Genomic DNA, 17,343 nt, shown 5'->3' with positions numbered 1-17,343 from the left:
GGTGGCGAGGCCAGACCGACGAGGAGATCAACTGTGGTGCTGCCGCAGTATCCCGCAGCCCGGACCGCCGGATTGGGCGGCCCGGCCCGGCGGTTCGCCTTGATCGTGGCGTTGCTGGTGCTGACCGCATCGTTGCCCATGCTGGCGACTCTCGGTGCCGGCTCGGCGACCGTGATCGGCGAAGGCCGGGTCGCCGGGACCGTGCCGCTGATCGGCCTGCCGCGCGATGGGCCGGTCGTCGTGCATCCGATTCCGCCGCCACCGCAGCTGCCTCCGGAGCCGGCCGGTGGTGACGGGTCCCGTGCGGCCGCCGATGGCTGGGTCGGACCGGTTCTGGTGACGAACCCACGCGAGTACGGCGAATCACCATCGGATGGGGCACCGGCACTGATCGGACCGGTCGTCGCGGATCCCGCTGATGAATCGCTGCCACCCTCGGCCGAACCGCCACCCTCGGCCGCACCGCCAGCGACGGATCCGCCGCCGGCTACCGACGCGAATCCGGATGTCGACCCGGGGACCGGTGCGGAGGGAGATCCATCCCCGGACCCCGATCCGTCCCCGGACCCGGACGCCGACCCGGACCCGGACGCCGACCCGGACCCCGACCCGGGGACCGGTGCGGAGGCCGACCCGGGGACCGGTGCGGAGGCCGACCCGTCGCCGGACCCCGACCCGGCCCCGCGCCCGAACCCTGACCCGTCGCCGGACCCCGATGCCGACCCGCAGGTCGATCCGTCACCGACCCCGGACGTCGACCCCGCCCCCACTGTCGAACCGGAGGCCAGTTGCCCGACCACCCGGCCGGCTGCGGTCAGCTCGGGTCGTCGGTGAGTCGCTGGCGGTTCGCCTCGATCCACGAGTCCAGGGCCTCAGGGTTGCTGAGATCGACACCGTCGGCGATGAGCTGGGCGACCGCCGCGGTAGCCGGGCTACGCCGCTCCCCGGTGGTGTAGAGCCGGACGAATTCCGGCACCAGCTCGGCGATCGTGTCGTCGGTCTGGGTGATCGCCGCCGCAGGCAGGCCGCGCTGCCGACCGGCGTACGCGGCCCAACCCCGGACCACGCCGGGCAGCATCGCCGCGTCGTCGATGTCCAGCACCGCGCGCCGGTGCACCCAGTCGAGCAGGAACATGCCGGCGACGGCCGGACTCCACCTGAGCGGGTCGGGATCCAGCAGGCTGGCCGAGTGGTCGAGCACCAGGCTCAGGCAGAAGTGCAGCGAAGCCAGATCCGGAGTGCCGGTAGCGTCCAGGCCGAACCGCCTTGCCTCGGCGGAGGCGAGGAACTCGCGTACCAGGATGGTCCGCCGCTCGGCCGGAATCGGGTCGTCCAGTGTCGGTGCCTGCACCGAAGCCGGGGCCGGAAGCACCGCGAGTCGCGCGCCCACCAGTGCCCGGTCGGTAGCCAGCGATCCTTCGCTGGGCAACTCGCCCAGCCCGTCGGTGATCGTCAGATGCCGGCTCACCTCACCGCGCAGCACCCCGGGATCCTCCTCCCGGAACCACGTCAGCTCGTCGTTGACGCACATCTGGCGGACCTGGCCGAGGATTCGTTCGGCGGGACCGCCGACGAACACGTCCTTGGTGATGCCGATGTTGTGGTCGACCAGCGCCACCACCGCGTGCTCCGGGCCGCCGAGTTCGTCGTCGTAGGCGAAGGTTGCGAGGTAGGACGTCTGGTCGCCGTACACGTCGCCGTAGGCGTAGCTGCCGGTCAGTCGGACCCGGCCCAGCTGGCCGGCCCAGGCCGGGACGAGCTTGCCGGTCTTGACGTCGGCGGCACCGGTCGCCTCCGGCACGAGATGGGCGAAAACGGTGCGGATGGTGGCGGCGGCGGCGGTGCGGCGGCGGGCGGTGGCGGAGAGGAAGCCACCCACGAACTCGCGGACCGCGTCCGCCCGGTCGGTCTCGGCTACCGAGTAGACGCTGCCCAGCAACGCGGCACCGAGCATCTCCGCGTCGAGGGCGCACTCCAACTTGGTCACGTCACGGGCGGCGGCGAGCACCGCGTCGTAGGGGGTATCAGGCGTGGCCATGAATCGACCCTACGCTGTGCCGTGGCGTAGGGCATCACCAGCGCGTTACAGGTCGGCCACGCCTAGCCGCTCAGCGTGTCGACCGGGCGTGTTCCAAGGCATCCCGGGCGTCGCCGTACGCGGCCAGCACCTCGCGTACCGGCTCGACCACATGCCGGCGGGCCACCTCGGTCACCGCCTCGGTGAGCCGGTCCTCGGCGCGTCGCCGGGCCCGCCGGGCGGCCCAGCCGGTCACCGGCCGGATGAGCAGGCTGAGCCCGATCCCGCCGAGCAGGCCGCCGAGCAGCAGCCCGGTCGGCACCGGAAGCGCGCCGAGGGTCGGATACTCCAACGCAGGCAGACCCAGCGTACGGATGACGAACCCGATCAGCAGCCAGCCGAGGCCGACGAGCGCCGTGGCGGTCAACAGCCACTGCAGCGCGCCGACCAGCCGCCACCACAACGGCCGACCGGCCAGATTCAACTCGGTGCCGCCGACCGCCCGGTCGAGGGCATCCGGCAACTCGGCCGCCTGCGACCGGGCCGCGGCGGTCACCGCGGCCGGCCACGGCACTGGCAGCCGGCTCCCGGCCTGATCGACAAGGCCGCGTATCGCCAGGTCGACGGCGGCGCGTTGGGCGGCGGTCGGCGCCGGCAGCGAGGTCAGCGGTAGCGGGACCGGCTCCGGACCCGACCCCCGGTGGCCCGCTTCGGCCGCCGCTGCGACCGATTCCGCCCGCATGTGGCGCCCATCGACCTGCCGGGAGCCCAGCAGATGCAGCCGCAGCAGCGGATCCGGTCGCAGCCTGCGCCAGGCGCGGGTGAGCGGCCAGCCGGTCGCGGCAGCGGCCCGGTGCCGGTACGCCGACTCGACCGCCTCGGCCACGGTCGGCACCGCGGCGGCGGCCGCCAACGCGGAGCTGAGCCGGCGTACGCTGCCCCGGTTGACGTCCTCCTCGGCGCGCGTCGTGCCGACCAGCACCGCCAACTGTTCGGTGACCACGTCGAGGTCGCCGTTGAGCCGGCGCAGGGCCGCCTGCCGGGCGGTCACCGTACGCTCCAGCAACCCCCGCAGTTCGGTCAGTGAGGCCGGGACGAGCGCCGAGGCGGCCATCAGCGGGATTCCGTCCAGTGCGTCGGCGTCGAGCAACCGACGCAGGTCGGTGAGCAGCCGGGACAGTTCGGCCGGTTCGAGCCGGTCGGCCTGGTTGAGTACCACCACGGTGACGTCCCGGTTTCGGCGGAACTCCCCGAGGTAGTTGCGATGGATCACCCGGTCGGCGTACTTCTGCGGGTCGACCACCCAGACCACCAGATCGACCAGGCCCAGCAACCGGTCCACCTCCAGCCGGTGGCCGTACTCGACGGAATCGAAGTCGGGCAGGTCGAGCAGGATCAACCCGTGCAGGGCGGCTTCGTCGCCGCCGTCGAGTGCGCTCTCCCGGACGAACCGGTGCCGGGGCAGGACCCCGACCCAGTCCAGCAGTTCGGTCGCTCCGTCGTCCGCCCCCCAGACGCAGGCGTGCGCGTACCCGGTGGTGGGGCGGCGGACCCCGACCGGGGACAGGCTCATCCCCGCCAGGGTGTTGAAGATGCTCGACTTGCCGCTGCCGGTGGCACCGGCCAGCGCCACCACGGTGTGCTCCCGGGACAGTGCCAACCGGCCGCCGGCCCGTTCGACCAGGGTTCGCGCCGCGCCGAGCTGTTCGTCGGGGATTCGGCCGTCGACGGCGCGCAGGAATCCGCCGAGGGCGTCGAGCCGGTCGACCAGCCGGTCGGCGTCGACCCGGGGCTCGCCGCGTACCGCTTCGCGGACCCGGTCGAGGAAGCCGGTCACGCGACCGCTCCCGGTGGCGGGCCGGCGGGTCCGGCCAGTGGACCTGCCGTGCCGGCGGCCGGTGGCATCAGGTCGGCGGATACCGGTGGCATCGGGTCGGTGGACCCGGGTGTGACCGCGTCTTGTCCGGGTGCCGTCGGGCCGGTGCCCGGCAGCTGGTACGGCGTACCGCTGCTCAGGTTGGCGGCGGTGCGGGCCTGTTCGACCTCGACGGCGGCGATGCGCAGCCGATCGCCGGGCGTCTCGGCGTCGGTCTCGACGGACTCCGCCGCGATCCCGGTGGCGCCGATCAGCCGCAGGTAGCGGTCGGCTTCCTCGTCCAGCAGCGCGCGGATGCGGTGCAGCAGACCGGCCCGGGAGCGGTTGGCGAGGCTGCGGATCGCCTGGTCGCCGAAGATCGCTTCAAGGACCTTCTGCGCGGCGACCGTGGTCCCGCCGGCGGCGGCGACCTCCAGGCCGGTGGGGATGAACGCGGTCGACGCGAAGACCGCGATCATGACCGCGAGACCGGTGGCGTTCACCGCGTACGCGGCGGTCCGGGCCACGAACCGCTTGTCACCGGCCTCGGCGCGGACCAGTTCGAGCACGTCGCGTTGCCACTCGCGGACCAGACGTTCGGCGCGTTGCGGCAGGTCGGCCGAGGGGTAGCCGAGCTCGGCGGTGAGCAGTGCGGCACCGGCGGGGTGGGCGCGCCAGCCGAGTTGCGCGGTCTCCGCGGCCTCGGCTGCGGCGCCCCGGATCACCGTGACCAGCTGGGACTCGATCGCGGTCCGCAGCTGGCTGGCAGGTGCCGGGCGACCGGTCACGGCGCTGACGATCCGGTCCCGGACTCGGCCGACCCGGGCCTCCATGGAGCGGAACAGTTCGCCGGTGCCCACGAAGTCCTGCCAGCGGCCGAGGACTTCGCCACGGAGCAGCCGGCCGTCCTGGACCGCCTGCTCGGCGTGGCGGGTCGCCCCCCGGTACGCGGAGCGGACCCGGTCGGTGAGGCTGCGGGCCGCGGCGAGTTGATCGTCGTCGGCGGCGGCCAGCCCGTCGACGGCGGGCCCGAGCGCGCTCAGCGCCCCGTCGAGGGTCTGCCGGACCACCGCGGCGCGGGCGGTGGAGTCGCCGGCGAGTCGCCCGAACCATTCCCGCAACTGCGCGGTGGCCAGCTCCGGCAGCAGGCCCTGGCCGTCCACCAGCGTCTCCGGCACGACGAAGATCGGCACCTCGCCGAGGTCGTGACCGGTGAGCATCTCCTGCAGGTGGTCGGTGATCTCGGCGATCGCTTCGGGGGGCACCCGGTCGAGGGCGAGCGCGATCATCGTGCCGCGCAGTTGGGCGGTCTGCAGCAGCTGCCAGGGGACGGCGTCGGCGTACCGGGCGGCGGTGGTGACGAACAACCACAGGTCGGCGGCGGCCAGCAGCTGTACCGCGAGTGCCCGGTTGGCGTCGACGACCGAGTCGATGTCCGGGGCGTCGAGGAAGGCCAGACCGGGCGGCAGCGCCGGGGCGGAGACGAGTTGCAGCGAGTCCGGGGCGTCGGTCGGGCCGGCGGTCCGGGTGAGCCCGGGTAGCAGGTCGCCCTGGCGGAACCAGGCGGCGTCGGCCGGGTGGCTGACCAGCACCGGCGACCGGGTGGTGGGGCGCAACACACCGGTGGCGCTGACCCGGGCCCGGACCAGGCTGTTGACCAGTGTCGACTTGCCGGCACCGGTGGACCCGCCGACGACGACGAGTAGCGGGGCGTCGAGTCGGACGAGCCGGGGCAGCAGGTAGTCGTCCAGTTGGGCGATCAGTCCGCTGCCGACTGCCTGGGCCTCCTCGGCGGAGGGCAGGTCGAGCGGGTACGCCATGGCGGCGATTGCTGAGCGTAGTCGGGCGAGCGCATCGGGCAGCGCCGGTGCGCCGTGGCTGGGCGCGGCCGGTCCGCCCTGCGTGGTCACGGGTAGAGCGTGCCTGATCTATGCATGTCAGACAACCTGAACCGGCCCGGCGTGGCTCGTTGCGGCATGGTTCTCCCTGGTCTGGACGGGCTGTCGGTGCAGTTGAGGGCAGTAGTTGCGTGTCCTTGACTCAACCTGACTTGACGGAGCCGACTATCGTGGCAGTATTGAGTCAGGTCCACTCAACTTACGGTGGGTGTACGGCGGGGCGGTGCCCCGGCACCTGCTCTACGAACGAAGCGAGGAAGCGACTATGGCACGTGCGGTCGGAATCGACCTGGGCACGACGAACTCCTGCGTCAGTGTGCTGGAGGGTGGTGAGCCTACCGTCATCGCCAACGCGGAGGGCTCGCGTACCACTCCTTCCATCGTCGCGTTCGCCCGCAACGGCGAGGTGCTCGTCGGTGAGGTCGCCAAGCGGCAGGCGGTGACGAACCCGGACCGGACCATCCGGTCGGTCAAGCGGGAGGTCGGCACCAACTGGACCGTCGACATCGACGGCAAGAAGTACACGCCGCAGGAGATCTCCGCCCGTACCCTGATGAAGCTCAAGCGCGACGCCGAGGCGTACCTCGGTGAGCGGATCACCGACGCGGTGATCACCGTTCCGGCGTACTTCAACGACGCCCAGCGCCAGGCCACCAAGGAAGCCGGCGAGATCGCCGGGTTCAACGTACTGCGGATCGTCAACGAGCCGACCGCCGCCGCGCTCGCCTACGGCCTGGACAAAGGCTCCAAGGAGCAGACCGTCCTGGTTTTCGACCTCGGCGGTGGCACCTTCGACGTCTCGCTGCTGGAGCTCGGCGAAGGCGTCATCGAGGTCAAGTCCACCAGCGGTGACAACCTGCTCGGTGGCGACGACTGGGACCAGCGGGTCATCGACCACCTGGTGAAGACCTTCCGCGGCCAGCACGGAGTCGACCTGGCCCAGGACAAGATGGCCATGCAACGGCTGCGGGAAGCCGCCGAGAAGGCCAAGATCGAGCTGTCCGCGGCAACCACCACCAGCATCAACCTGCCCTACATCACCGCCGGTCCGGCCGGCGCGGACGGTGCCCCGTCGGCGCCGCTGCACCTGGACGTCACCCTGACCCGGGCCGAGTTCCAGCGGATGACCCAGGACCTGCTGGACCGCTGCAAGGGCCCGTTCGAGCAGGCGATCAAGGACGCCGGGGTCAAGCTCGCCGACGTCGACCACGTGATCCTGGTCGGTGGCTCCACCCGGATGCCGGCCGTCTCCGAGCTGGTCAAGCAGCTGACCGGGCGGGAGCCGAACAAGGGCGTCAACCCGGACGAGGTCGTCGCGGTGGGTGCGGCGCTGCAGGCCGGTGTCCTCAAGGGCGAGGTCAAGGACGTCCTGCTGCTCGACGTCACCCCGCTGAGCCTGGGCATCGAGACCAAGGGCGGCATCTTCACCAAGCTGATCGAGCGCAACACCACCATCCCGACCAAGCGGTCCGAGGTCTTCACCACGGCCGACGACAACCAGCCGTCCGTGTTGATCCAGGTCTTCCAGGGCGAGCGGGACATCGCGGCCTACAACAAGAAGCTCGGCACGTTCGAGCTCACCGGCCTGCCGCCGGCACCGCGTGGCGTACCGCAGGTCGAAGTCACCTTCGACATCGACGCCAACGGCATCGTCCACGTCAACGCCAAGGACCTGGGCACCGGCAAGGAGCAGTCGATGACGATCACCGGCGGCTCGGCGCTGCCGAAGGACGACATCGAGCGGATGATGCGCGACGCGCAGGACCACGCCGACGAGGACAAGCGGCGTCGGGAGGACGCCGAGACCCGCAACCTGGCCGAGCAGCTGCAGTGGCAGACCGAGAAGTTCCTGGCGGAGAGCGGCGACAAGCTCTCCTCGGACTCCCGGGACCAGATGAACGAGGCGCTCGGCGAGCTGCGCGGTGCGTTGGCCGGCAGCGACCTCGAGAAGATCAAGTCGGCGCACGAGAAGTTGGCTCAGGTCTCGCAGCAGGCCGGATCGGCACTTTACGCTCAGCAGGCCGAGCAGCAGGGGCAGCCGGGCGGCGCCGGTGACCCGGGCTTCGGTGGGCCCGGTGCCGCCGGGCCGGGCGCTTCCGGGCCGGGCGCTTCCGGGCCGGGCGCTTCCGGGCCGGGTACCGCCGGGCCGGGCACCGCCGGTGCTGCCGGCGGTGCCGACGACGTGGTCGACGCGGAGATCATCGAGGACGATAAGAAGTGAGTCCCCGTCGAGGCCGAGGACCAGTGATGATCTTCCCTCGAACCGCAGCACGGAGCGAGGTTTTCGCATGACGAGCAAGCCACGGGCCACCGACCGCGACCCGGCGGAATCGCCGGGGGCGGAGCGTCTGGTGATCCGGGACAAGCGCCGGATCGATCCGACCGGGACTCGCACCCGGGCCGCTCGTCATGCGGCGACCGACCCGGCTGATGCGGCAACTGCCACCGAGCATCGCCCGGTCGGGCGGCACGCCCGATCGGGCCAGGAAGGCCCGGAGGAGGAGCCAGTGAGCGCGCAAGCCAATGGCAACACCGCTGGCGGGTCGGCCGGCACCGGTTCGGATGCGTCGGCGCGGCCCGACCCGGGCGCGTCGGCAAAGCCAACGCCGAAGCCAACGCCGAAGCCGAAGCCAACGCCTGAGCCAGCTGCCAGCGCGTCCGGCGCCGCCGCGTCTGGCGCGACGGCGTCCGGTGCCACCGGTCCGGCCAGCGAGCCGGACACGGCAGACGCGGCCGTGGTCGACGAGCCGGTCGTCGGTGAGGTGGTCGAGTCCGCCGAGGCGCCTGCCGGGCGGGAGCCGGTGGAGTCCACCCCCGGCACCGCACCGCTCGGTGCCGAGTTGGCGGCGTTGCGGTCCGAGCTCGACGAACGCACCCGTGACCTGCAGCGGGTGACCGCCGAGTACGCCAACTACCGCAAACGGGTCGACCGGGACAAGGGACTGTCGTCCGAGCAGGCCACCGGCGCGGTACTGGCCGCGCTGCTGCCGATCCTGGACGATCTGGACCGGGCCCGGGAGCACGGCGATCTGGTCGGTCCGTTCGGCACCGTCGCCGAGCAGCTCAGCGCGGCGCTCGGCAAGTTCGGGCTGACGCCGTTCGGTGAGAAGGGCGACCCGTTCGATCCCACCCGGCACGAGGCGGTCGCGCACCTGACGTCCGCGGAGGTCACCGAGCCGACCTGTGTCGACGTGATGCGGCGGGGCTACCTGCTCGGCGACCGGCTGCTGCGGGCCGCACTGGTGGCGGTCGCCGACCCGGAATGACAGGTGCCGGTGGCCGATGGGTCGGGCACCGTTTCCGGCGGCGGGACACCGTGAGTGTCCCGCCGCCGGACGGCGGGACACGGGCCGACGGCCGCACCCGGCGACGTGCGGTACGGCGATCGCCGATGGTTGGGGCGGTTGCCGGTGGTTGGGGTGATGGCGGCGGTTCGGCGACGTGCGGGAGAGGGACAGCGTGAGTTCCAAGGACTGGCTGGAGAAGGACTTCTACGCCGTACTGGGGGTGCCCAAGGCGGCTCCCACCGACGACATCAAGAAGGCGTACCGCAAGCTCGCCCGCGAGTTGCACCCCGACCACAACCCCGGCAACCACGCCGCGGAGGAGCGGTTCAAGGCGGTTTCCGAGGCGTACAACGTGCTCGCCGACGACCGCAAGCGCAAGGAGTACGACGAGATGCGCTCGCTGTTCGGTTCGGGCGCGTTCCGCCGGGGTGCGCGCGGTCCGGGCGGCGGTTTCGACCCGTCCGACCTGTTCGGCGGATTCGGTGGTGCGGGCGGTGCCGGTGGCGCGGGTGCCAGTGCTGGGGACCGGCGGTTCGGTGGTGCCGGATTCTCGGACATCTTCAGCTCGATCTTCTCCGGCGGCCCGGGCGGGACACGTGCCCGGGGCCCGGCCCGGGGGCGTGACGTCGAGGCCGAGGTGGTGCTGGACTTCGCCGCGGCCGTTCGCGGCACCACCCTGCCACTGAGCCTGCGGGCCCCCGGGGTCTGCGACACCTGCCAGGGCAACGGCGCCAAGCCGGGTACGGTGCCGCGGACCTGCCCCACCTGCTCGGGTGCCGGGCTGACCACCCGAAACCAGGGGTCGTTCAGCTTCTCCGAGCCGTGTAAGGACTGCCAGGGCGTGGGCACCATCGTCGACGAGAAATGCCCGGAGTGTCACGGCACCGGTGGGGTTACGAAGACCAGGACGTTGAACGTCCGCTTCCCGCCCGGTGTCGCCGACGGGCAGCGGATCCGGCTGGCCGGCCGCGGCGAGCCGGGTGACCGGGGTGGTCCGGCCGGCGACCTGTTCGTACTGGTCAAGGTGCGCGGCGACGAGCTGTTCGGCCGCACCGGCGACGACCTGACGTTGACCGTGCCGATCACCATTGCCGAGGCGGTGCTCGGCACCGACCTGCGGGTACCGACGATGGACGGCGCTGTCACCCTGAGGGTGCAGCCCGGCACTCCGAGTGGGCGCACCTTGCGGGCTCGGGGCAAGGGCGTTTCCCGCCGGGACGGTACCGCGGGTGATCTCCTGGTCACCGTCGAGGTCGTCGTGCCGGCTACCGTTGACGAGTCGGCGCAGGCCGCGCTGCGTACCCTCGCGGCGAACACCCCCGCCGCCGACCGGGAACGCTTCACCGCCCGACTGCGTCGCAACGAGGAGCAGTCGGCCGGGCCGCGACAAGGTACGGACAAGAGGTGAGCGACGGTGGACGACGAGCTGACGATCTCCTTCGAAGCCGCTTCCGACGCCAAGGTGTTGATCATCTCGGTGGCGGCGCGGATGGCCGGCATGCATCCGCAGACACTGCGTCAGTACGACCGGCTGGGCCTGGTGCAGGCCGGTCGGGCCACCGGAGGCGGTCGCCGGTACAGCATCCGGGACGTCGTACTGCTGCGTGAGGTGCAGCGACTGAGCCAGGACGACGGGGTCAACCTGGCCGGCATCAAGCGGATCATCGGGCTGGAGCAGTTCGCCGGTGAGCTGCAACGCCGGGTCGACGGACTCCAGGCCGAGCTGGCCGCCGCGTACCAGCGCATCGCCGAGCTGGAGGCGCTCGGGCCGTACCCGCGTCGCGACCTGGTGCCGACCAGCCGGACCTCGACCGCGCTGGTGGTGTGGCGGCCCAACCGCAGCGACCGGCCGGGCCGCACGCCACCGGGACAACCCGGCTGACGCCACGGCGGGCCGACGCAGTCACGGCCCAGAGCCACGGCAGTTACCGACGCCGTGGCCACCGGGCACGGTGACCGAGCTGTGTCAGCTCAACCGGCGGGACTTGCGGACCAGGCCGCCCTCGCACCAGTCGTGGTAGTCGAACAGCTGCGGCTTGGCCAGCAGCACGCGGGTGTTGTGCGCCCAGGCGAGCATCAGCTCGTCGCCGTGCTGCTCGGCCTGCTCGACCAGCTTGCGCAGCCGGCGCTTGGGGTGCGCGCGGAAGTTGGTGCGGATCCCGTCCGCCGCGTAGATGTAGAGACAGTGCAACGCGAACCGGCGGGCCGGACACGAGGGGTCCATGGCGAGATCGAACAGCGTGGGGATCAACCGGTCGCCGGAGACGAGCAGATCCCAGTCCTGCGGCATCGACTGCAGCGGAACCGAATCTGGTTGGTACGCCCAGATGCGCAGCTCGCCGGGCGACGGGTCCACCGGATTGGCGAAGCCGCGGAACGCCGACTCTTGCACGCTCAACGGGGGATCCTCCCGTTCGCGGCCAACGGGGCGTTCTCCGCCCCAGGCCTTACCACTAGCTACTGCCGCGCCACGGTAGCGTGCCGGAGGGTGATCGGGGAAGTCCTCCTGCGTGCCATTCATGAGGACGCTACGGGTTGATCGCCGCTGGGCCGCGATTCGCCTGGGTTCATCGCCTAGGTGGTGACCGGCGGCGTCACGGGTTGGCGGCGTCGCACCCGCCGCTTGAACCACTGGGTGTCCGGAATCCTCGCCAGCACCGGCCCGGTCACCACTGTGATCAACACGTACGCGGTCGCCAGCGGAGCGAGCGCCGGCTCGACGGCGGAGCTGGCCACCGCCAGCCCGGCGATCACGACAGAGAACTCACCGCGCGGCATCAACGCCAGCCCGGCCCGCCACCGACCGGGAGCGGCGATGCCGGCCCGCCGGGCGGCCAGATAGCCGGTGAGCACCTTGGTGGCCATGGTCGTCACGGCCAGCGCCAGCGCCGGCAACAGCACCGGCGGAATGTCCCGAGGGTCGGTGACCAGCCCGAAGAAGACGAAGAAGACGGCGGCGAACACGTCCCGCAACGGTGTCAACAGCTCGGTGGCGCTGTGCGCCACCGGCCCGGACAGGGCGATGCCGACCAGGAAGGCACCGACCGCGGCGGAGACCTGCAACTCGGCGGCGAGACCGGCGACCAGCAACGTCAACCCGAGTACGCCGAGCAGCAACGCCTCCGGGTCGCGTACCGACAGCAGGGCGGAGATCCGATGGCCGAACCGGACCGCGATCAGCAGCACGACGGTGACCGTGGTCACCGCGACCGCGACCGCGACGCTGCCGGCGGCCAGCCCCGCGCCGATCAGCACCGCGCTGAGCACCGGCAGGTAGAACGCCATCGCCAGATCCTCGACCACCAGGATCGACAGGATGACCGGCGTCTCCCGGTTGCCCAGCCGGCCGAGGTCACCCAGCAGCTTGGCGATCACCCCGGAGGAGGAGACCCAGGTGATTCCCCCCAGCACCAGCGCCGCGACCGGTCCCCAGCCGAGCAGCAGCGCGAACGCCGCACCGGGCAGCGCGTTGAGCAGCGCGTCGATCAGGCCGGCGGGAGCGGCACGCCGCAGGTTGCCGACCAGTTCGTCGGCCGAGTACTCCAGCCCGAGCATGACCAGCAGCAGCACCACGCCGATCTCCGCGCCGACGGCGAAGAAGTCCTGGATGTCGTGCAGCGGGAGCAGCCCGCCGTGCCCGAAGAACAGACCAGCCAGCAGGTAGAGCGGGATGGGTGATAGTCCGTAACGCCGGGACAGCCGGCTGAGCAGGCCGAGGAGCAGTAGCAGAGCGCCGAGTTCGATTAGTAGCAGCGCGCTGTCGTGCATCGCCGGTTCAGCCGGTGGGTTCGTCGTTGGCCAGGATGCCGCCGACCCCGTCCAGGCCGGCCCGGGTGCCGACCACGACCACGACGTCGCCGGCGGTGAACCGGAACGCCGGGCCGGGCGAGGCCAGCACCTCGCGGTCGCGCAGCACCGCGACGATCGAGGCACCGGTGCGGGTCCGCGCCTTGGTGTCGCCGAGGGTCCGCCCGACGAACGGGGAACCGGCCGAGATGGCCACCTGCTCGGTGAGTAGCCCGGCTGCCTGGTCGCGCAGCCCGGCGAGTTGGCTGAGCATCAGCGACGCGCCGAGGATGTCGGCGAGCGCCTCCGCCTCGGCATCGGTCAGCGGAATGTCGGCGTCGCTGGCGTCCGGGTCGTCCTCGTCGTAGAGAACGAGGTCCCGTCGCCCGGACCGGTGGCTCACCACGCCGATCCGTCGACCCGATTCAGTGAGCAGATCGTGACGTACCCCGATGCCGGGTAGGTCGACCTGCTCCACACGTGCTCGCACACCGCCCACGCTACGCCGCCGTCGGGACAACGGTTCTGGCGCATCCCCGCCAGACTGGCAGTCACGACGATGTGCACTTGACGGGAGGCGGCGGATGCGACCCAGGGTGGGTAGTCCCGCGGCGGCAGTCGGCCTGCCGGCGGTGCTGGTCCTCGCCGGTTGTTCGATCGGCGAGGTGCGGCGTACCCCGCCGGAGCGCACGGTCCCGTCGGTCGAGGCGGCGGTGCCGACCGACGCGCCCGGCGACGTCGAGGTCCGCCCGATGCGGGTCCCGGTGCCGGCCTACTACGACGCCCCGCACATCGCGTTCGACAACGCCGACCACGGGTACGCCTTGTTCGCCGGGTGCACCCGGTCGCCCGCCGGCGATCCGGTCCCTTGCCCACCGCTGCTGTTTGTCACGTTCGACGGCGGCGAGTCCTGGCAGCGGCGGGATCATCCGGCGCCGTACGTGGCGGAGCACTCGATGCAGGTCGGCTACGGCAGCCTGGTGCTGTCCGCCGGCACCGACTGGTACCGGTCGCTCGACGGTGGCGCGAGCTTCACCCGGTCGACCAGCCCGGAAGGGTGGATGCCGCCGGAGTTCGCCAGCGTGGACGGGCCGTACCAGGTGTGCTGCCAGCCCGAGCCCGAGGCGCAGGTCGTCGAGGTGACCGAGCACGGCAGAACACCGTTGGCCCAGCAGCCGGCGATCCCGGTGGTGCAGACCGTCGGGCACCTCGGCGGCAAGCTGACCGTCGCCGGGCTACGTGACGGCCGACTGCACGTCGGGTACGGCGTGCTGATGGCCAGGCTCGACGATCGCGGGGTGGCCGAGACAGGTTGGCAGTGGCAGACCGACGCGATCACCATCGCCGAGCCGGAGGAGATCCGGCGGGTGGTGGTGCGGGTCGCCCCGTCGGGCGAGCGCTGGCTGATCGCCGAGCGGGTGCCGGGCGAGTTTCCGCTCGTCTGGCGGGTCAACGGGACGCAGCTGGAGCAGCTGCCGGTCGTCAGTCCACCGGCGAACGTGGTGTCCGTGCTGCCGAGCGACGACAGCCGGTTGCTGGTCACCACCCGCGACGGTGTCGGCGCGATCGGCTCGGACGGTCGCTACGAGCCGATCGACTGGCCGGCGCGCGGTGCGTCCCTCACCCGGTTGCGGGACGGAACGGTGTTGGCGAGCCGGTCCGAAGGCGGGGTCATGCTCGGTCCGGCCCAGCTGTCGGCTGCCGGGTGGGTGCAGGTGTCCTGGGCGCCCTCCTGACGACAGCCCTGGCGCGGGCGCGGTCCGCCGGTCGGCTCGGCTGATCGGCTCGGCTGGTCGGCTCGTCGATTGGAGTTGAGTGGAATAGACTCAAGTCTGGTGGAGTCCTCATCAGTGGACCAACCTGCCGTACAGGGGAGCAGATGAACGCCGAACGACTGACCACCAAGAGTCGCGAAGTCATCACCGCGGCGGTCGCCGTCGCGAACCAGCGTGGGCACGCCACGGTCGAGCCGTGGCATCTGCTGCTCGCGCTGCTGGACACCGGCGGATCCACCGCCGCCGGCCTGCTGCGGGCCGTCGGCGCCAACCCGGCCGAGATCCGCCGCACCGCCATCCGCACCGTCGAGAACCTGCCCGCTGCCCGTGGGTCCAGCGTCGCCGAGCCGAGCCTGTCCCGCGAGTTCGCCAACGCGATCGGCGCGGCCGAGCAGATCGCCCGCCCGCTCGGCGACGAGTACACCTCCACCGAGCATCTGCTGGCCGGGCTGGCCCGGGTCGGCGGTGCCGTCGCCGGGCTGCTGAAGTCGGCCGGCGCCACCGAGGAGAACCTGGTCGCCGCGTTCCCGTCGGTGCGCGGCGGGGACCGTCGGGTCACCACCGCCGACCCGGAGCAGACCTACCAGGCGCTGGAGAAGTACGGCGTCGACCTGACCACCAGCGCCCGCGACGGCAAGATCGACCCGGTGATCGGCCGGGACGCCGAGATCCGCCGGGTGATCCAGGTGCTGTCCCGGCGTACCAAGAACAACCCGGTGCTGATCGGCGAACCCGGCGTCGGCAAGACCGCGATCGTCGAAGGCCTCGCCCAGCGGATCGTCGCCGGTGACATCCCCGAGTCGCTGCGTGACAAGCGGCTGGTCTCGCTCGACCTCGGTGCCATGGTCGCCGGCGCGCAGTTCCGGGGGCAGTTCGAGGAGCGCCTCAAGTCGGTGCTGGAGGAGATCAAGGGCTCCGACGGCCAGGTGATCACCTTCCTCGACGAGCTGCACACCGTCGTCGGTGCCGGCAAGGGCGAGGGCTCGATGGACGCCGGCAACATGCTCAAGCCGATGCTGGCCCGGGGCGAGCTGCGGATGGTCGGCGCCACCACCCTCGACGAGTACCGCGAGCACATCGAGAAGGACCCGGCGCTGGAGCGCCGCTTCCAGCCGGTGCTGGTCGGCGAGCCGACCGTCGAGGACACCATCGGCATCCTGCGCGGGCTCAAGGAACGCTACGAGGTGCACCACGGCGTACGGATCACCGACGCCGCGCTGGTCGCCGCCGCCGGCCTGTCCGACCGCTACATCACCGACCGGTTCCTGCCGGACAAGGCGATCGACCTGGTCGACGAGTCGGCGTCCCGGCTGCGGATGGAGATCGACTCGCGGCCGGTCGAGGTCGACGAGATCGAACGCGCCGTCCGTCGCCTGGAGATCGAGGAGATGGCGCTGGCCAAGGAGCCGGATCCCGGCTCGGCGCAGCGCCTGGAGCGGTTGCGCCGCGAGCTGGCCGACAAGCGCGAGCAGCTGACCGCGTTGAGCGAGCGCTGGCAGTTGGAGAAGGGGCACATCACCCGGATCTCCACGGCCCGCGAGGAGCTGGAACGCCTCGGCGGCGAGGCCGAGCGGGCCGAGCGTGACGGCGAGCTGGAGCGGGCCGCCGAGCTGCGCTACGGCCGGATTCCGCAGCTGCAGGGTGAGCTGGCCCGCGCCGAGACCGAGCTGGCCGCGTTGCAGGCCGACGGCGCGATGCTCAAGGAGGAGATCGGCGCGGACGACATCGCCGCCGTGGTCGCCGCCTGGACCGGCATCCCGGCCGGCCGGCTGATGGAGGGCGAGACCGCCAAGCTGCTGCGGATGGAGTCGTCGCTGGGGGCCAGGGTGGTCGGCCAGGCCCAGGCGGTGGGTGCGGTCTCCGACGCGGTCCGCCGCGCCCGGGCCGGCGTCGCCGACCCGGACCGACCGACCGGCAGCTTCCTCTTCCTCGGCCCGACCGGGGTCGGCAAGACCGAGCTGGGCAAGGCGTTGGCCGAGTTCCTCTTCGACGACGAGCGGGCCATGGTCCGCATCGACATGAGCGAGTACGCCGAGAAGCACTCGGTCGCCCGGCTGGTCGGTGCCCCGCCCGGCTACGTCGGCTACGAGGAGGGCGGGCAGCTGACCGAGGCGGTGCGCCGCCGGCCGTACTCGGTGATCCTGCTCGACGAGGTCGAGAAGGCCCACCCGGACGTCTTCGACGTGCTGCTGCAGGTGCTAGACGACGGCCGGCTCACCGACGGACAGGGCCGTACGGTCGACTTCCGCAACGCTATCCTGATCCTCACCTCCAACCTCGGCTCGTCGCTGATCAGCGACCCGACGTTGACCGACGAGCAGCGCCGCGACGCGGTGCTGGCCGTGGTCCGGTCGCATTTCAAGCCGGAGTTCCTCAACCGGCTCGACGACATCGTGGTCTTCGCGATGCTCAGCGGCGAGGAGCTGCGCTCGATCGTGGACATTCAGCTGGACCGGATGCGTCGACGACTGGCCGACCGGCGGTTGAGCCTGGAGGTCGACGACGCCGCCCGGACCTGGCTGGCCGAGCACGGCTACGACCCGATCTACGGGGCCCGGCCGCTGCGCCGGCTGGTCCAGTCGGCGATCGGTGACCAGCTGGCCAAGGGGCTGCTCGCCGGGGATATCCGCGACGGTGACACGGTGCGGGTGGAGCTCTCCGACGACAAGGACGCGCTGGCGGTGCGGGCCGGCTGACCGGCGTCGTTCGCGCCGTGCCGCTGGCG

The 17,343-nt window shown here is 71.8% G+C and carries 13 protein-coding genes; 7 read left to right on the top strand and 6 right to left on the bottom strand.

Annotated features, from left to right (window positions below):
• Positions 1–33: 33 nt before the first annotated feature.
• The gene (locus tag ACFHVL_RS05250; RefSeq protein ID WP_416625928.1) at positions 34–834 is read left to right on the top strand and encodes a hypothetical protein; all 801 of its coding nucleotides are present in this window, start codon (positions 34–36) and stop codon (positions 832–834) included.
• Here ACFHVL_RS05250 and ACFHVL_RS05245 read toward each other — a convergent pair.
• From ACFHVL_RS05245 to ACFHVL_RS05235, 3 genes are all read right to left on the bottom strand, one after another.
• Positions 815–2,038 carry a hypothetical protein gene (locus ACFHVL_RS05245; protein WP_416625927.1) on the bottom strand — a complete coding sequence of 408 codons (1,224 nt, stop codon included), beginning with the start codon at positions 2,036–2,038 and terminating at the stop codon, positions 815–817. The genes ACFHVL_RS05250 and ACFHVL_RS05245 overlap by 20 nt on opposite strands.
• A gap of 70 nt (positions 2,039–2,108) precedes the next feature.
• A complete protein-coding gene (locus ACFHVL_RS05240; RefSeq protein WP_416625926.1) occupies positions 2,109–3,854 on the bottom strand; it encodes a GTPase in 1,746 nt (581 codons plus the stop codon).
• A complete protein-coding gene (locus tag ACFHVL_RS05235) occupies positions 3,851–5,782 on the bottom strand; it encodes an ABC transporter (protein ID WP_416625925.1) in 1,932 nt (643 codons plus the stop codon). The genes ACFHVL_RS05240 and ACFHVL_RS05235 overlap by 4 nt, the downstream gene beginning before the upstream one ends.
• A 253-nt stretch (positions 5,783–6,035) precedes the next feature.
• Here ACFHVL_RS05235 and dnaK point away from each other — a divergent pair, with 253 nt between their 5' ends.
• The 4 genes from dnaK to ACFHVL_RS05215 all read left to right on the top strand — a co-directional run bounded on the left by dnaK (position 6,036) and on the right by ACFHVL_RS05215 (position 10,939).
• The gene (gene dnaK, locus ACFHVL_RS05230) at positions 6,036–7,991 is read left to right on the top strand and encodes a molecular chaperone DnaK (protein ID WP_416625924.1); all 1,956 of its coding nucleotides are present in this window, start codon (positions 6,036–6,038) and stop codon (positions 7,989–7,991) included.
• Between the two features lie 67 nt (positions 7,992–8,058).
• Positions 8,059–9,036: a nucleotide exchange factor GrpE gene (locus tag ACFHVL_RS05225; RefSeq protein ID WP_416625923.1), complete on the top strand. Its 978-nt coding sequence runs from the start codon at positions 8,059–8,061 to the stop codon at positions 9,034–9,036.
• A gap of 193 nt (positions 9,037–9,229) precedes the next feature.
• Positions 9,230–10,465: a molecular chaperone DnaJ gene (dnaJ, locus tag ACFHVL_RS05220; protein ID WP_416625922.1), complete on the top strand. Its 1,236-nt coding sequence runs from the start codon at positions 9,230–9,232 to the stop codon at positions 10,463–10,465.
• Between the two features lie 6 nt (positions 10,466–10,471).
• Entirely contained in the window at positions 10,472–10,939 is a 468-nt protein-coding gene (locus ACFHVL_RS05215) for a heat shock protein transcriptional repressor HspR (protein ID WP_416625921.1), read from the top strand.
• Positions 10,940–11,023: 84 nt separating this feature from the next.
• On the opposite strand, the gene ACFHVL_RS05210 is transcribed toward ACFHVL_RS05215, so the two are convergent.
• The 3 genes from ACFHVL_RS05210 to ACFHVL_RS05200 all read right to left on the bottom strand — a co-directional run bounded on the left by ACFHVL_RS05210 (position 11,024) and on the right by ACFHVL_RS05200 (position 13,333).
• The gene (locus ACFHVL_RS05210) at positions 11,024–11,455 is read right to left on the bottom strand and encodes a hypothetical protein (RefSeq protein WP_416625920.1); all 432 of its coding nucleotides are present in this window, start codon (positions 11,453–11,455) and stop codon (positions 11,024–11,026) included.
• A 176-nt stretch (positions 11,456–11,631) separates the two neighbouring features.
• Positions 11,632–12,825: a cation:proton antiporter gene (locus ACFHVL_RS05205; protein WP_416625919.1), complete on the bottom strand. Its 1,194-nt coding sequence runs from the start codon at positions 12,823–12,825 to the stop codon at positions 11,632–11,634.
• A gap of 7 nt (positions 12,826–12,832) precedes the next feature.
• Entirely contained in the window at positions 12,833–13,333 is a 501-nt protein-coding gene (locus ACFHVL_RS05200) for a cation:proton antiporter regulatory subunit (RefSeq protein WP_326550555.1), read from the bottom strand.
• Positions 13,334–13,427: 94 nt separating this feature from the next.
• Here ACFHVL_RS05200 and ACFHVL_RS05195 point away from each other — a divergent pair, with 94 nt between their 5' ends.
• Both ACFHVL_RS05195 and clpB read left to right on the top strand, forming a co-directional pair.
• The gene (locus ACFHVL_RS05195; RefSeq protein WP_416625918.1) at positions 13,428–14,579 is read left to right on the top strand and encodes a hypothetical protein; all 1,152 of its coding nucleotides are present in this window, start codon (positions 13,428–13,430) and stop codon (positions 14,577–14,579) included.
• Positions 14,580–14,722: 143 nt separating this feature from the next.
• Positions 14,723–17,314 carry an ATP-dependent chaperone ClpB gene (clpB, locus tag ACFHVL_RS05190; RefSeq protein ID WP_416625917.1) on the top strand — a complete coding sequence of 864 codons (2,592 nt, stop codon included), beginning with the start codon at positions 14,723–14,725 and terminating at the stop codon, positions 17,312–17,314.
• Positions 17,315–17,343 lie beyond the last annotated feature (29 nt).

Origin of the sequence: Micromonospora sp. LOL_023 (assembly GCF_048060115.1) — a bacterium.
In the GTDB taxonomy this organism is placed as follows: Bacteria; Actinomycetota; Actinomycetes; order Mycobacteriales; family Micromonosporaceae; genus Micromonospora_E.
Note: the sequence above shows the minus strand (reverse complement) of the source record. Positions and strands in the feature narration are given on the sequence as shown.

Bases quoted from the DNA above. Each gene is read 5' to 3' on its own strand.
- ACFHVL_RS05245 (WP_416625927.1), bottom strand. From the start codon at position 2,038: ATGGCCACGCCTGATACCCCCTACGACGCGGTGCTCGCCGCCGCCCGT.
- dnaK (WP_416625924.1), top strand. From the start codon at position 6,036: ATGGCACGTGCGGTCGGAATCGACCTGGGCACGACGAACTCCTGCGTC.
- ACFHVL_RS05225 (WP_416625923.1), top strand. From the start codon at position 8,059: ATGACGAGCAAGCCACGGGCCACCGACCGCGACCCGGCGGAATCGCCG.
- ACFHVL_RS05205 (WP_416625919.1), bottom strand. From the start codon at position 12,825: ATGCACGACAGCGCGCTGCTACTAATCGAACTCGGCGCTCTGCTACTG.
- ACFHVL_RS05195 (WP_416625918.1), top strand. From the start codon at position 13,428: ATGCGACCCAGGGTGGGTAGTCCCGCGGCGGCAGTCGGCCTGCCGGCG.
- clpB (WP_416625917.1), top strand. From the start codon at position 14,723: ATGAACGCCGAACGACTGACCACCAAGAGTCGCGAAGTCATCACCGCG.